This is a genomic window from Shewanella sp. KCT (assembly GCF_007636505.1).
Classification (GTDB): Bacteria; Pseudomonadota; Gammaproteobacteria; order Enterobacterales; family Shewanellaceae; genus Shewanella; species Shewanella halotolerans.
The window spans coordinates 1-15,281 of record NZ_LVDJ01000017.1 but is presented as its reverse complement, the minus strand read 5'-3'; the positions used below and the strand labels follow the sequence as shown (position 1 = coordinate 15,281).

Genomic DNA, 15,281 nt, shown 5'->3' with positions numbered 1-15,281 from the left:
TACAATCCAAAAAGACTTCTAAACATCGACATAGGTTAATTGAGTTTAATGGAGACCAAATGCATTTAGCTGAATCAAATATACAAAGTACTTTCTGTATCAGTCGATTTAATGAATACTACCTTCCCAGTGTTAATCGAAATATTTTTGAATCGGTTGATTCTAAAACTCAATACGATAAGAAATTCAAAGATGACTTTGCAAAGGAAGATATGTTGCAAGTTATAGTGGGCTTGGATTCTGGCTTACTTGTCAACTATCTGATTGAAAAAGGCATTCCCAAAGGCAGTATTTTTATTTTTGTTGAGCTAGATGAAGTGCTTAGCCTCCTAAATATTGATATCCCATTAGAACTAAAAGATAATTTATTCATTTATAATTATGACGAATTCAACGAAAACTTCCCATCTATAACATATGGAATCTATATACTTAAAAATAACTTTAAACATTACAGAAGTTTAGGTGCAACATCAAGTCATCTGCCTGAATACAGTATTTTAAACACTCAAATAATAAAATTACTTGAAGCGGAACATTTAGAACAAAGTATAAGTTCTTCACAACAGAAATATTTCGAAGAACAGTTTAAGAACATTTCTGAAAACGTAATTCCTGCATCCTTTTTAGCTAATAAATTTATCGGGCACACTTGTCTTGTGGTTGCTGGGGGCCCATCTTTAGATAATACTATAAATTGGATTAAACGTAACAGAGAGAGTCTATTTATTATTGCAGTATCACGTATCGCAGGGAAGTTATACAAAGAAGGAGTTACGCCACATATCATTGTTTCTGTTGATCCATATGATTTTAGCTTTGAAGTGAATAGGGACATGATGTCTTTAGCCGATTCCAGTTTATTTGTTAACTCATTTCATGTGAACTCCAGATTACTAGGTCAATGGCCTGGTAAAAATCTATATTTAGATAATAGGTATCCATGGCAAATAGAGAATACAAAAAATATAAAAACGTTAGGGCCAACGGTAACCAATGCATCTGTCTATCTAGCAACAAATATGGGGTTTTCAAAAATCTTACTCACAGGCGTAGATCTTTGCTTTACAAATACCGGGTTTACCCATACAAAAGATTCTGTTGAATCAACTCTGGGCCCGAACTTAGGTATTATGGGTGAATGGGTCGATACATATTGTGGCGAAAAAGCAGAAACTGTCATTCAACTAAAATTAGCAATGGAGGCATTGGAAGAGGAATCAAAAGACAACCCTAAAATTGAATTTATTAATCTATCACCAAATGCCGCCAAGGTTAAAGGGATAGAATACAAAAATCCAGACCAAATATCCTTATCACCTATCGAATGCTCGCCTTCACAACTTCTCGATTCCATTACCGATATGAGTATAGAAGATAAAGTGCAAGATATAGTTGAAGCTAAGAGGGAAATAGACAGGCTTATAAAAACATTGACCAACATAATAAAACTTTCCTCAGAGGCATTAGATCTAACTCAAAAATTAACAGGTGAAAAAGTCACTAAAAAGAGTATCAGAAAAATTGAGATTATAGATAACAAATTGAATAAAGATTATTCAAGTGTATCTGCATTAATTAAAACCTATGGTTTTCCTGAGTTTGCAAGCTTTTTAACAACAAAAAAAGCTGATGATTGGGATTCTCGCCATATGCTGCAGATGACAATCAATTACTATACCGCATTTAAAAAAATATCTAAAAAACTACTTTTACTGTCAAAAGATGCACAAACAAGGCTTACATATAGATTTAGTGAACTATCTAAGGATGCAGATATAACAGACTTAGTAATGTTTTGGCGAAAAGAGCAACAGCAAGGTCGTGTCAATATATGGCTCAAGAATCATCCTAATTGGAAATCATATGAAAATATAAAAGAAAATCCTCAGCAACTAGAGAGATATAGTAAGTTGTTGGATTCTATTCGTCATGAATATCAAGAACAACTAACCATTAAACCCAAAGAGTATATAGATACAGTCAAGAAATCAGCCTCTATGGAGAATGTGTTTGAAAAGATCATCGTTCTTATTAGAGATAATGATCATACAGGGCTAGTTAAAATATCATCAAACCTTAAAATACTTGCAAAAGACGATGATTCAGCGAAGCGACTTTATCACCTAGCTTATAGCCACCAGTTAATTTTAGAGCATAAAATTAATCAAGCACTGTCAGTATTACTCGATTTAGACGAGAATTTACAGACTGAAGTAGAATTAAAGCAAATATGTCTACTTGCATTAAAACTAGGATATATAGATACTGCCGAACTAGCACTATCGAGACTATCAGAATATATAGATGAATATATTCCTCAGTATGCTCACATTCTAAAACTTCAAGGAAAATCCCAAGAATCAATTAATCTGTATTTAGACTATTTGGATAAGTACCCAGAAGACGTAACTATATGGATTAAACTTGGTTCATTTATGATTGAAATTGAACAATTAGAGAGTGCGAAAGCAGCTTTCTATCATGCACTAAAAGCGGATCCAAACAATCAAGTTGCAAAGGATTATATTAGTAAACTTTAAAAACGTTAGCACACACTTGTGCACAAAGTTGATTTTTTTGTATATTAGACTAACGCTAAATAATTTAAGACGTCTATCTGTAAAAATCCACCTTCTGAAGAAGGTGGATTTGTATTAGCCCCCTCAAAGGGGGCCAAAAGCGTCTATTTATTTACCCAACCTATTTTAGGCTCTATTTAGCCTGCTTATAGCATTGGGAAAGTGATTACACCGCCCCGTTCGATGGGTAACTGCATCTATCCATCAATGCGAATTACAGGCTAAGCCTAAATGATGATAACCACCTACTGAAGTAGGTGGTTTAGGGCTGAAAATAAAAATCAACTCAAGAATATATAGTCTTATGTTTTCAAGTGTACCAAGTTGTCCTTCAACACCGGTCTAGTTTTTCCGATATTGTTGATGAAATCATGCAAAGTTTAGATATTCTAAGTTTCCCAGACACAATAAGTCTTTTAAAAATGAAAAATGGCTAAATTTTAACATCTGACTTTAGTTTATATGATTTTCGGATAGTGTTTTTAATTCATAGATTGCATTTTTACGTAAATATTACACTCTTGTAATGCCAAAATCGGGAGTTTTTCTAGCCGAAGTCAGTCAAATGAACGTAGAACGTAGCCTCCTGTTTCGAAAATGTCCTCATGCTGGATGAGCATAATCAGGCGGCGCTCAACTACCTGGGGCAGCTCAGGCCCTAAGCTTTTTCGGCGCCGAGGGCAAAATTATCCCGCGGCGCCGTTTCCCTTGTCCTGTGGCACGCCGTATAATGTCTGGCGTTAATAACTTACAGCCGATAGCGAGGCCCTGTGGCGCACACCTATATCCCACTCGAACAATACAAACGCAAATGGATCTTTAACCATAAAGATCTTCCTGTCACAGATGAAGACAAGGCCTGCATCAAGCCGCTGGATCAGAAATCATCCATGACGGTGTGGAACCAGTGGGTGAGTAACAAGAGTAGCCGCAGCGATCAGTTTGCCAAGGGCGACTGGGCCGCGAAAGGCGATGCCTGGCAGGAAACCGATCACTGGCAGAGCGCCTGGGACAGCGACTCCCCCGCCCTGCCCGAGCTGTTTCAGGGCCACTTCGATTGGCAAGACGAAACGCAAGTCTACTTCTGCTACGACAAGTACCAGATCATCGAGACCCGCTGGGACGTCTTTGTGCGCAACTGGAAATGTTTTCTCTTCTTCGATGACGGCCCACTGCTGATCGCCCCCAAGAAGAAACAGGCCGCCTTCTTCCATCAAAGCGGTCAATATCAGCTGGGTAAACGCGGCTAACCGTTACTATCACAATATTTATAAGAGGTTATATGAAGTCCCTCCTACGCCACCTGCTCCTTATCAGCGCAGTGACCAGTGCGATGCTCAGTGCCCCTCTGGCCGCCAAAACACTGGCAGACATGCCCCTCGCCGACGAAATAATCCTAAGCGAACAAGCCTTGCAGCTTAACGGCGCCGGCATTCGCAGCAAGTTCTTTATGGATCTCTATGTGGGCAGCCTATATACCCCGAGCCCGAGCCAAACGCTGGAGAGCGTACTCAACGCCCCTAGCGTCGCGATTCGCTTGAATATCGTCTCAGGCATGATCACCTCTGAGAAGATGCAAGATGCGATCATCGAAGGTTTTGACGACGCCACAGACGGAGAGCCTCAGGCGATTCAACCCCAGATAGATGCCTTCATGGCCCTGTTCTCGGCGCCGATTGCCGAGGGGGATCAATTTACCCTGGAGGCAGTAAAAGATCTTGGCGTCACCGCCTATAAGAATGGCGAAAAGCAGGCCACGGTCGAAGGTGAGGCCTTTCGTAAAGCGCTGCTGAAGATCTGGCTTGGCGACAAGCCAGCGCAGAAGAGTCTCAAGCGGGCAATGCTAGGCGAGTAAGCAATAGCTGAAGCCAGCCGGTAGCTAACTGAAAACTAGATGAAAAATCATAAAAAAATGGCCTGACGGTATGTTCAGGCCATTTTTGTGTTCATCACATTTTCTGATTCAACATTAGCACCCTAGAATCGATACTGGGCGGAAAACGCCAGTGCCAGCTGATTCTCCAGCGACTCCTGGGTTTTCGGCGAGGAGAGTTCTATCTCACCGTTGAAGAAATAGCCCAGATAGGCATCAAATTTGAGTGGCTCGCTCGCCTGCCACCCCGCCCTGACAAAGCCAACCCATTCGTCTATCTCCAGGGTCACATCCTCATCCTTTACCAAGAATTTCTGGGTTCGCTTCGAGCTGCCGACGCCAACATCGAGCGACTCATACCACTGATAGCTCAGCTCCAGGCCGGCGGGGCCGCTAAAGCCTGCCGAGAAGGGGTTGGCAAGCTTAAGCTTGTCGGTTATCTGCCAGTTCACCGCCAGATAAGGCAAGGTGCGCACCTCGGAGATGTCATTGAGATAGGCGACCCCGAGGCCCAACATGTTGCCGCCATTGAAGCGATACATGCCTGAGGCGACCACTCCATAACTTTGGGCATTGGACGATGAGGTGCCCTCGCTATAGGCGTACTGCAGCTTAGGCGCCAGCATGAACAGCCAACGATTGTTGGGACGAAAGCTGACCCCCAGGCCAACCCCATACCTGTCCACATTGGACCAGGGCGCCAGATTACCACCCAGCAGTGAGGCGCCGCGGCCGCTCCAGTCATAATCCAGCCTGTCATAACTAATGCTGGCACTCAGCGACCATTGACGATTCAAGGCATAGCTGGTCTTGGCGCCGAACAGCCAGGTGTCGCGCTGCAATGCCAGGCCGCTGTCACCCACATCGGCCTCACCGACGCCGATGCGCGATACCGACAGGGTCAGGGGCGACGCCTGTCGCGCTCCCCCTTGGGCCGCCTGGGCGGAAACGGCCGTCAGACAGGTTAACCCTAGAAACAGGGCGTTGAACTTATTGCGAGATAATAGGCTTGGCTTCATACCCTCTCCCTGGGGCTACTCAGTTGCTCTTAAGATTTGGCCGGCTGCGCGATTTCAATGTGGGCACCCGACCAAATTCCAATCATAAAGTTAGTACACTCAAGCTTAGTACGACCAGACTAGCGAAAAGATCACTTTCCCTTTAAAAACGGCAAGCTCTGCTACTAAAAGCGTGGCTAAAAATCTGATTAAAGCCGCGCTTTGAACTAAAATTGCCAGCGCCTAGACTCGATGGGCGCGCAGGAACATGCTCACCGTCTCTTTGATGTAGGCCGGGCGCTTAGCAGTCAGATCCTCGACCGGTAAGCCTAGCTCTAGCTTGAGACGCATCTCGCCAAACAGCATCATACACAGACGCACCGAGGCATGGCGCAGATCGCCAAAATGATACTCGCCGAGTTTCTCCACCTGCTCGAAGTAATTCTCCAGCAGATTCAGCAGAAACTCTGGGCCGGCATTAAAAAACAGCGCCGAAATTTCCGGGTGGGTATCGGCCTGGGCCACACAGGTCTTAAACACCTCTATCGCCTCGGGTGACACTATCATCTCACCAAAATAGTTACCGAAATGCAGCAGTGCCTGCTCAGGATTCTGGGGGCTGGTAAACAGCTCGGCCGTCACCTGATGCACGACGCACTTAGATTCGATTGATGCAACGAACAGATCATCCTTGCTGCCAAAATGCGAATAGACGGTCTGTTTAGAGACGCCCGCCAACTTCGCGACCTCATCCATGCTGGTATTGGGAAATCCTTGCCCACAGAAGAGCTCAATCGCGGCGTGTAATATCTGCGCCTTCTTCTGTTCACTGCGGCTAAGGGGTGTTTGTACCATTGAAACGTCCTATAAGGTCTTCATTTTAATCACGACATATTTATACACAAACTAGACTAGACAGTCCAGTTTTTGCAAATTAGACTAACAAGTCTAGTTTAACGATTTATTCACCAACTGTTAACCACGGAAGTGTATCAGTATGACGATCTTTACCGCCAAATCCCTCGCCAGGGTGTTGTTATGGAGCAGCCTCAGCCTCGCGGCCAGCGGCTGCCAACAGGATGAGTCCAGCAGCAGCGCCCTCGACAGCGAACATTTCCCCAAGGTCTCCAGTCAGCGCCTGATCCGCTCGACCAACTATGACACGGAGCAGGTATTCACCGGCAGCATACGCGCCGGCAATACCACGGCCATCGGCTTCGAGCTGGCGGGTAAGATCAAACACCTGGCGGTCGACAGTGGTAATCATGTCAAGCAGGGCGACCTACTGGCCCAGCTGGACACCTCCTTGCTTGAAGCCGAGAAGCGCGAGCTGCAAGCAAGCCTTGCGCAAAACCGTGCCGACAGAGAGCTGGCCCAGAGCACCCTCAAGCGCAGCCAAGCCCTGAAACAACAGGGCTACGCCTCGGCCCAGCAACTGGACGAACTCAAGGGACAACTCAGCAGCCTGCAAGCCGCCGAGCAACGTCTGCGCGCCGCCATTGAGGCCAACGCCCTGCGGATCGATAAGTCCACCCTGGTCGCCCCCTTTGATGGTATTATCGCCAAACGTAACAATAACTTAGGCGAGGTGGTCGCCCTGGGCGCCCCGTTATTTACCCTGCTCCAACACAACAATCCCCAGGCCATCGTCGGCGTCCCCGTAGGGCTCGCCCAAAGTTTGCAAGACAGCCAGCTGCTTACCCTGACGGTGAAAGAGACCCCTTATCTCGCCACCGTGGCCGGCATAGGCGCCGAGGTCAATCCTGTGACGCGTACCGTACCCGTACGCCTGACCCTGCCTACCGATGCTAAGGTGATCAACGGCGAGCTGGCTTATCTGCATTACAACAAGACAGTCAATACCGCCGGTTTCTGGGTGCCCATCTCCTCGCTCACCGACGGCCTGCGCGGCCTGTGGAACCTGTATGTGCTGGTTGAACAACAGCCGGATCAATTCCTTATCGAGCGGCGCGACATAGAGATCCTCTATACCCGTGGCAATCAGGCCTTCATCCAGGGGGCGATAAGCGAAGATGAGCGCTTCGTCACCCAGGGCCTGCACAAGGTGGTGGTGGGCGAGCGCGTCATGCTCAACACCCAAGTGGCGACGAGGTAAGTCATGATAAAAGCCTTAGTCGAAAATGGTCGTCTGGCCAGCCTGGTGATCGCCCTGCTGATCGTCGCCGGCCTTGGCGCCATCACCAGCCTGCCCCGCATGGAAGATCCTAGCATCACCAACCGATTCGCCTCTGTGGTCACCCACTACCCGGGCGCCTCGGCGGAGCGGGTCGAAGCCCTGGTCACCGAGGTACTGGAGAATCAACTCAGACGCCTGGAAGAATTAAAACTGGTGCAGTCTACCTCACGCCCGGGGATCTCCGTCATCCAGCTAGAGCTAAAGGATAGGATCACAGAGACAGACCCCGTCTGGTCAAGGGCCAGGGATCTCATCAACGATGCCAAGAACCTGCTGCCCCCCGCGGCGCAAAATGCCCTGCTGGATGATCAGCTGGGCTATGCCAACACCGCCATTTTGGGTCTGGTGTGGCAAGGTGCGGGCGAGCCGCGCCAGGATATCCTCAACCGCTACGCCAAGGAGCTACAGAGTCAACTCAGGCTGATCCCGGGCACAGACTTCGTGAAACTCTATGGCGCCCCCACCGAAGAGATCCTGGTGCAAATAGACGCACAGAACGTCAACCGCATCGGTCTGAGCGCCGCCGCCATCGCCCAGATCCTGGCTAACGCCGATACTAAGGTGTCCGCCGGTGAGATCACCAACGACGCCTTTCGCGCCCTGGTGGAGGTCTCAGGTGAGCTGGACTCTGTCACCCGCATCAGACAGGTGCCACTCAAGGTCGATGAAAACGGTCAAATCATACGCCTGGGCGAGGTCGCCAGCGTGCAGCGCCAGCCCAAGACTCCGGCCGCCAGCATCGCCCTCATAGAGCAGGCCCAGGGGATCATGGTGTCGGCTCGCATGCTCAACAATACCCGGGTCGACCTCTGGCTGCAGCAGGTGCATCGCGTGGTCGAGAAGGTGCAAGGGGATCTCTCCTCCAACGTGGAAATTCAGTGGCTGTTCGATCAAGAGGGCTATACCACCACCCGCCTGAGCGACCTGATCGCCAGCCTGCTGCTGGGCTTCATCATCATTCTTGTGGTGCTCATGCTGACCCTGGGACTGCGCAACGCGGTGATCGTCTCCCTGTCGCTGCCGCTGACCGCCCTCTTCACCCTGGCCTGCATGAAATATGTCGGCCTGCCGATTCATCAGATGTCGGTGACCGGCCTGGTGGTGGCACTGGGGATCATGGTGGATAACGCCATCGTCATCGTCGATGCCATCGCCCAGCGTCGCCGCCAGGGGCTGGGTCGCCTCAGCGCCGTCGGCGAGACCCTCAAACATCTCTGGCTGCCGCTGGCGGGCTCTACCATCACCACCATGCTGGCCTTCACCCCCATCATCCTCATGCCGGGGGCCGCGGGAGAATTTGTCGGCGGTATCGCTATCTCGGTGATCTTCGCCCTGCTGGGTTCCTACCTCATCTCCCACACGCTGATCGCCGGCTTCGCCGGCCGCTTCGGCGCCGAGGGCGACGCCACGCACTGGTATCAGCGCGGGGTCAACTTCCCCATCATCGCCCGCGCCTTTAGCACTACACTGCATATCGCCCTCAAACGCCCGCTACTGGCGGGTGTGGTGATAGGCATATTGCCCATAACTGGCTTTATCGCCTCGGGGCAGATGACGGAGCAATTCTTCCCGCCGTCAGACAGGGACATGTTCCAGATAGAGGTGCACCTGGCGCCCCAGTCCAGTATCGAAAACACCCGCGCCCTGGTAGAGCGTATCGATGCCAAGCTCAGGGCCACCGGCGAGATGCAGAGGCTCGACTGGGTGATTGGCGGCAATGCGCCTTCCTTCTACTACAACCTTCTGCAGCGTCAGCAAGGGGCGGCCAACTATGCCCAGGCGATGATCAAGGTTGCCGACTTCGAGCGCGCCAACCAGCTGATCCCAAGATTGCAGACACAGCTCGACACCGAGTTCCCCGAGGCGCAGATCCTGGTGCGTAAGCTAGAGCAGGGCCCGCCGTTCAATGCCCCCGTGGAGCTACGCATCTACGGCCACAACTTAGATACTTTAAGGGAGATTGGCGATGAGGTGCGGCGTATTCTGATCACCACAGATCACGTGCTGCACACCCGCGCCACCCTGAGCGCCGGCGCGCCTAAGGTATGGTTTCAGGTAAACGAAGACGCCAGCAAGATGAGCGGCCTGAGCCTGACGGATATCGCCAACCAGATCCAGATGGCCACTACCGGCATCAACGGCGGCAGCATACTGGAACAGACGGAGTCGCTGCCGATCCGGGTACGCACCCAAGATCTGATGCGCGAACAGCAGACCGAGTTGTCACAGATCAACCTGCTGTCAAGCAACGGCGTCGGCATCCCGCTCTCGGCGCTGGCCAGCAGCCGTACCGACGTCAGCCTGGGCGCCATCCCCAGACGTGACGGCCAAAGGGTCAACACCATAGAGGCCTACCTGGAGAGCGATGTGCTGCCCCAGCAGGTGCTCAACCAGGCCAAGACGCGTATCGACGCCCTCACCCTGCCCGCCGGTTATCGCATCGAGGTGGGCGGCGAGAGCGCCAAGCGTAACGAGGCCGTGGGTAACCTGCTGTCCAACATAGTCTTGGTGATCACTTTGCTGCTGGCGACCGTGGTGCTGTCGTTCAACTCCTTCCGCCTGACCGGCATCATACTGCTGAGCGCGGTGCAGTCGGCAGGCCTTGGCCTACTCGCCGTCTACCTGTTTAACTATCCCTTCGGTTTTACTGTGATCATCGGCCTGCTGGGCCTGATGGGTCTAGCGATCAACGCCGCTATCGTGATACTGGCGGAGCTTGAGGATATGCCAGATAAGCGTGAGGCAGGCATCCCAGCCATAGTGGCTGTGGTCAGCAGCTGCGGCCGCCATATCGGCTCAACCACCATCACCACCATAGGCGGCTTCCTGCCGCTGATCATCTCAGGTGGCGGCTTCTGGCCACCGTTTGCCATCGCCATCGCTGGCGGCACGGCGCTCACCACACTGTTGTCGCTGGTCTGGGTGCCGACCATGTACCAGCTGCTGATGACCAAGCGCCAGGCGGCGCCCGTGCCCGCACTGCAGCCCAGCTAGAGAGCTGCCTTGTCAGCTCGCTAATCACAAGATGCACTGGCTCGCCCGCCCAGGGTGATCCAGTGCATATTTAGACTAATCGCCGAGGCCTGGGGCAATTTTTCCTTTACCGAAATAGACCTGCGTCAAAACAATCTCGCACCACCTTAGTTACATTAGCGACAGTCTAACCACAAGGTGGATTACCATAATGAACTATAAAAACTGGCCTATCGCCAAACAGATAGGCGCACTTGCCCTGATCCTTACCGTCGTCGTATTTGCCATTATCAGCAGCGTCTCCTACATCACAGCCGCCAACGTGCTGGAAGATAAAGGTAAGACGGCTGTAAAAGCGCAGATGCACAGCACCGCCGACCTGATTGAACTCGAGTACAACAGCCTGCTGTCTCTCGCCAGACGCAACGCCGATGTGCTCAGAGCCATGTACCCTGGTCAGTTCTTCAAGCCAGATAAGACCGTCATGGTCATGGGGAAGCCCACTCCGGCCCTGGTACACGAGCGCGAACAGATCAACGCCTCCAAGAGTAAGGTTGATCGCTACTCCAACCTCACCGGCGGTAACGCCACCGTCTTCGTACGCGACGGCGACGACTTTATCCGCATCTCAACCTCGCTGAAAAAAGCCGACGGCAAACGCGCCCTGGGCACCTACCTGGGAAAGAAGCACCCAGGCTACGGCGCGCTGATGGCGGGCAAAGAGTATGAAGGCTATGCCAGACTGTTTGGCAAAGACTATATGACTGTCTATCGCCCCATCACGGGCCCACAGGGCGACATCATAGGCATACTCTATATCGGCTTCGATATCTCAGAGGCCCTGACCGAGCTGCAACGATCCATGAACCAGCTCAAGCTGGAGGAGTCGGGTTACTTCACTCTGATCCGCAACGTGGACAGCGCCATCATCGCCCAGCCCAACCAGGAGTCGGGCACCATATTGACCGAGGCGATACTCGACGGCCTCTCTCTTGACGCGGCCAAACGCGGCGGCCAGGAGAGCGAATACCTCAATAGCAACAAGGAGCCCATGTACGCCTACGCCGTTACCATTCCCGGCTGGCAATGGACCCTGCTCGGCCAAGCCAAGAAGCGTGAGCTGAACGAAGAGAGCCTGAAACTGCTGAGCATCAATGCCGGCGTCGCCGCCGTGGGCGTGCTGCTGATCACCCTGCTGCTCTCCATGGTGCTGATTAAGACACTGCGCCCGCTGCGTCACCTGCAGCACCAGCTCACCGAGCTCGGCAAGGGTGACCTGACTCAAGAGTTCGAACAGGTCAGCCCAGACACAGACAACGAGGTCGACAGAATCACCCACGCCGCCCGCCAGATGGCCCTGAGCCTGCGAGAGCTGGTCGGCGCCCTACGCGCCTCGGTCAATACGCTTGAGGAGCAGGCCAGCAGCGCCCAGGAAGTGGCCAGACTCAACGGCGAAGAGGCCCAGCAGCTGATGGCGCAGACCGATCAGATCGCCACCGCCATCGAAGAGATGTCTACCTCGGTGCGCGACGTGGCCAACCATGCTAGCGAAGGCGCCAGCCAGAGCCAGCAGGTCGACAACGCCTCCCGCGATGGCCACCAGCAGCTCGACCAACTGGTGCAGGGCCTTGGCAAACTCAGCGAACAGCTCGATGCCAGCCATATGAGCGTCGAGAATGTCAGCAAGGAGAGCGAGGCGATAAGCCAGGTCACAGAGGTGATCAACAGCATCGCCGAGCAGACCAACCTGCTGGCGCTCAACGCCGCCATCGAGGCCGCCCGCGCCGGTGAACAGGGCCGCGGCTTCGCCGTGGTGGCCGATGAGGTGAGAACCCTGGCCCAGCGCACCCAGACCTCGATCTCAGAGATCAGCCAGACCATCACTCAGCTACAACAGCAGATCAAGCTCACCGCCGAGCAGATGGGCCAGAGCCACCAGCTGGGCACCGCCTCCGCCGCCCAGGGACAGGAGGCCGCAACTAACCTCAACCAGATCACCATAAGCATAGGGGAGCTGGCCATAGCGTCGAGCAGCATCGCCAGTGCCACAGAGCAGCAGAGCGCCGTGGCCGACGAGATCACCCGCAATCTGCATGAGATCACCGAGCTCGCCCGCGACGGCGAACAGCGCGCCGGCGACACAGTCGACGCCGCCCAAAACCTCTCCCACATCGCTGCCGAGATCAAACAGAAGATCAGCGTGTTTAAGTCATAGCTTCTGGCTAACGCTCATCTCAACGAAAAAAGCCGCTTCAATAGCGGCTTTTTTTATGTCTGGCTGACATAGCAGTAGCACAGTGCTGTGGGGCATTTTACGAAGTGCCATCTCGCTACAGTTTAATCACTGGTAAGTTAATTAAATGAAGGTGTTATGGCTTGAAATGGATGACATACGAGCGAATAAACATTCTTAACGTTGTTACTTCGGCGCTATGGGGATCTGCAAATGTGTTTAGAGTCGAACCTTAGTAGTAGTTAATAGCCTGCGGCTCGCTTATGTGCAGATACGGCTTCGAGACGCTGTACGTCATCCCTGACCGCTTAACGAAAACATCCCTGTTTTCGATACTCTCAGCCATATCTACACTGGGTAATCCCATCTCTTCGATTTGGCGGCGTTTGAGCCCCCTAGACTGTTAAAAGCAAAATTGGACAGAAACGCGTTAGAGTATTTGATCAGTAACGCCTTGCTCAGCGCTGAGTTGAACTGGCGCTTTTTTTGCCGGGTTTTGGGCAAAAAAAGTGACAGTTTGACGAGTCCGTTGCAGCAACTTGTTATGCATTTTTTGGTAACTCTTGATGAACTATATAATATGCTCGCTCATACAATTCATCATAAGTGAGTATTTCAACATTTCTTGAATCCCTTCGGTACAACTCAAAGGTTTTCATTTTTATTTCATAATCTCTAGGATTGCCAGCAATCTCATCCTTGCGCCCAATAATTAGAATCGCTTTTGGATCGCTTGTTTTTTGAGCAATTGAAAAGCCTTCTTCATCATAGTTAGTTTCTGAAGACTTTATTTCCCAAGCTGCTTTTTGCGCCAGTATTTGTGACACGGCATGAACAAGATATTGAGATAACCTCCAGCTATGCGATCTGTTCTTTCCATGTTCAAATAGTAAGGTGTCAGGCCTTTTTAGCTCAACTAATACCGTAAAGTCAGTACTCCCCATGAGAAAGTCACTATTTACAGTGTTCTTCCCGTCTAGATCGACACCTGATACAGCAGCCTCTTTTTGTAAAATAGAAAGAAACCGGTAATCGAGTCCATAGCCAAATATCCAAGTATTCTCTGCAAAGAATGCTTGCCATTGAGCTTCATTCCAATCTTTATCGATATAGAGCTTTTGATGGAAAAGTGTTAGCCCATCCTTCCTTCCGGTTAAAATGTCCAGATCCTGTTTAGTAAGTGAACTTTCTCGCATCTTCTCTAGAAAGTTCACACGATGCTCACCATCAAGGTGAGTGAAAGAGTCTAGGAGCTCTTTATCTTCTTTGTTAACTAGAACTTTATCTCTGAGGTTGGACAAGCTCAATTTGAAGTTATTCGTATCAGAAAGATCGATAAATCTTACAAGATTAAGAAACTCTAAAAGCTCATGGAATTCGTTATCGTAGAAACTGAAGCTTGTTTCTTTCATCGGATTTCCGGTATCACCTCGAAACTTCTGAAGGACGAAACCAATACGATTATTATCATTTTCATGGACAATGACCTTAATTTGGTCTCTGCCGGTTGGTGAACTTCTAAGAATGAATTCACCTTTTACACGAACAATCTCGCTTGATTCAGGCTCACCAAAAACTTTGCGAATTTCGCGTCTACTTTTCTTTTCGCCAGTAACACTGTTTTCAAACTCGACCAGCTTTGAAACATAAATAGTGTCAGGCCCACTTTTCTCGCGAAGCTTGTAATAATGAATCTCGCCATCTTCCTTAGTGTAAAAAGATTCCAATCTTAAACCTCTCTCGAATATTGATCATGCATAACGCCCTGCTAAGGGGTGAGCAACGCAATACCGAAGCCGCCGCATACCACATTAATCACTAAAATCAACGCATAGTAAAAATGCCACGCGTTGCGAAGCCCTCTTGAGCAGTTTGTATGGTTAATCCTGTTCCATTTTAGGGTAAATTGGAGGCCCACCCTCAATGGCCGTTGAGGGTCTTTATGCAGTAGCTCGATTGAATGGCGGCTCCTCTTACGAGAGACCGGTAACAAGTGGGTAGCGCTGCATAACTCCTAGCAATAACTCGAACAGTCATTGGGGCCTCGAGCCCGTATAGCAAGGCAGAGTAAGCTTATAATGAACAACCATAAAAACCAAACTGAAATCAATGTCGGCGTTGATGTCGGTAAGTCACAGCTCGATATCGTTCTACATCCACTCGACCTACATTTATCTATCCCATATGACCCTGAACATATCCAGAAAGTCATTCAGGTACTTAAGAAGCATCCGGTAAAACGTATCGTCACTGAGGCGACGGGTCGTTATGAGCATGCCTTTGTCTTTGCCTGCGATAAAGCTAATTTACCCGTTGTTATCGTCAATCCAATCAAAGTTCGTCGCTTTGCCCAAGCTATCGGTGTCATGGCGAAAACAGACAGAATTGATGCTTCAGTCATCGCTCAATTTTCGGCAATCATTAA

At 50.4% G+C, this 15,281-nt stretch carries 10 protein-coding genes; 7 read left to right on the top strand and 3 right to left on the bottom strand.

All coding sequences use genetic code 11. From position 1 onward, the window contains the following. Positions 1-59 precede the first annotated feature (59 nt). From AYI87_RS18655 to AYI87_RS18645, 3 genes are all read left to right on the top strand, one after another. Positions 60-2,543: a 6-hydroxymethylpterin diphosphokinase MptE-like protein gene (locus AYI87_RS18655; protein ID WP_144204173.1), complete on the top strand. Its 2,484-nt coding sequence runs from the start codon at positions 60-62 to the stop codon at positions 2,541-2,543. An 809-nt stretch (positions 2,544-3,352) separates the two neighbouring features. Next, positions 3,353-3,832, top strand: coding sequence for a DUF2947 domain-containing protein (locus AYI87_RS18650; RefSeq protein ID WP_144204172.1), 480 nt, complete (start codon positions 3,353-3,355; stop codon positions 3,830-3,832). A 32-nt stretch (positions 3,833-3,864) separates the two neighbouring features. Next, complete coding sequence (locus AYI87_RS18645; RefSeq protein WP_144204171.1) at positions 3,865-4,437, top strand: chalcone isomerase family protein; 573 nt, start codon at positions 3,865-3,867, stop codon at positions 4,435-4,437. A 122-nt stretch (positions 4,438-4,559) separates the two neighbouring features. Here the strand turns inward: AYI87_RS18645 and AYI87_RS18640 are convergent, their stop codons facing one another. Beyond that, a complete protein-coding gene (locus tag AYI87_RS18640; RefSeq protein WP_144204170.1) occupies positions 4,560-5,474 on the bottom strand; it encodes an outer membrane beta-barrel protein in 915 nt (304 codons plus the stop codon). Positions 5,475-5,696: 222 nt separating this feature from the next. Then, positions 5,697-6,308: a TetR/AcrR family transcriptional regulator gene (locus AYI87_RS18635; RefSeq protein ID WP_144204169.1), complete on the bottom strand. Its 612-nt coding sequence runs from the start codon at positions 6,306-6,308 to the stop codon at positions 5,697-5,699. Positions 6,309-6,450: 142 nt separating this feature from the next. Between AYI87_RS18635 and AYI87_RS18630 the strand changes: the two genes are divergently transcribed. The 3 genes from AYI87_RS18630 to AYI87_RS18620 all read left to right on the top strand — a co-directional run bounded on the left by AYI87_RS18630 (position 6,451) and on the right by AYI87_RS18620 (position 12,838). Continuing rightward, the gene (locus AYI87_RS18630) at positions 6,451-7,569 is read left to right on the top strand and encodes an efflux RND transporter periplasmic adaptor subunit (protein WP_144204168.1); all 1,119 of its coding nucleotides are present in this window, start codon (positions 6,451-6,453) and stop codon (positions 7,567-7,569) included. Between the two features lie 3 nt (positions 7,570-7,572). Then, complete coding sequence (locus AYI87_RS18625; RefSeq protein WP_144204167.1) at positions 7,573-10,644, top strand: efflux RND transporter permease subunit; 3,072 nt, start codon at positions 7,573-7,575, stop codon at positions 10,642-10,644. 190 nt (positions 10,645-10,834) lie between these two features. Beyond that, entirely contained in the window at positions 10,835-12,838 is a 2,004-nt protein-coding gene (locus tag AYI87_RS18620) for a methyl-accepting chemotaxis protein (RefSeq protein ID WP_144204166.1), read from the top strand. A gap of 560 nt (positions 12,839-13,398) precedes the next feature. Here the strand turns inward: AYI87_RS18620 and AYI87_RS18615 are convergent. Continuing rightward, a complete protein-coding gene (locus AYI87_RS18615) occupies positions 13,399-14,583 on the bottom strand; it encodes a Shedu immune nuclease family protein (protein WP_144204165.1) in 1,185 nt (394 codons plus the stop codon). Positions 14,584-14,934: 351 nt separating this feature from the next. Between AYI87_RS18615 and AYI87_RS18605 the strand changes: the two genes are divergently transcribed. Next, the coding region (locus AYI87_RS18605; protein WP_144204163.1) for a transposase at positions 14,935-15,281 on the top strand (347 nt) is incomplete at its 3' end.

Coding starts and splice junctions, on each gene's coding strand:
- AYI87_RS18640 (WP_144204170.1), bottom strand. CDS start 5,474: ATGAAGCCAAGCCTATTATCTCGCAATAAGTTCAACGCCCTGTTTCTA.
- AYI87_RS18655 (WP_144204173.1), top strand. CDS start 60: ATGCATTTAGCTGAATCAAATATACAAAGTACTTTCTGTATCAGTCGA.
- AYI87_RS18630 (WP_144204168.1), top strand. CDS start 6,451: ATGACGATCTTTACCGCCAAATCCCTCGCCAGGGTGTTGTTATGGAGC.
- AYI87_RS18620 (WP_144204166.1), top strand. CDS start 10,835: ATGAACTATAAAAACTGGCCTATCGCCAAACAGATAGGCGCACTTGCC.
- AYI87_RS18645 (WP_144204171.1), top strand. CDS start 3,865: ATGAAGTCCCTCCTACGCCACCTGCTCCTTATCAGCGCAGTGACCAGT.
- AYI87_RS18625 (WP_144204167.1), top strand. CDS start 7,573: ATGATAAAAGCCTTAGTCGAAAATGGTCGTCTGGCCAGCCTGGTGATC.
- AYI87_RS18635 (WP_144204169.1), bottom strand. CDS start 6,308: ATGGTACAAACACCCCTTAGCCGCAGTGAACAGAAGAAGGCGCAGATA.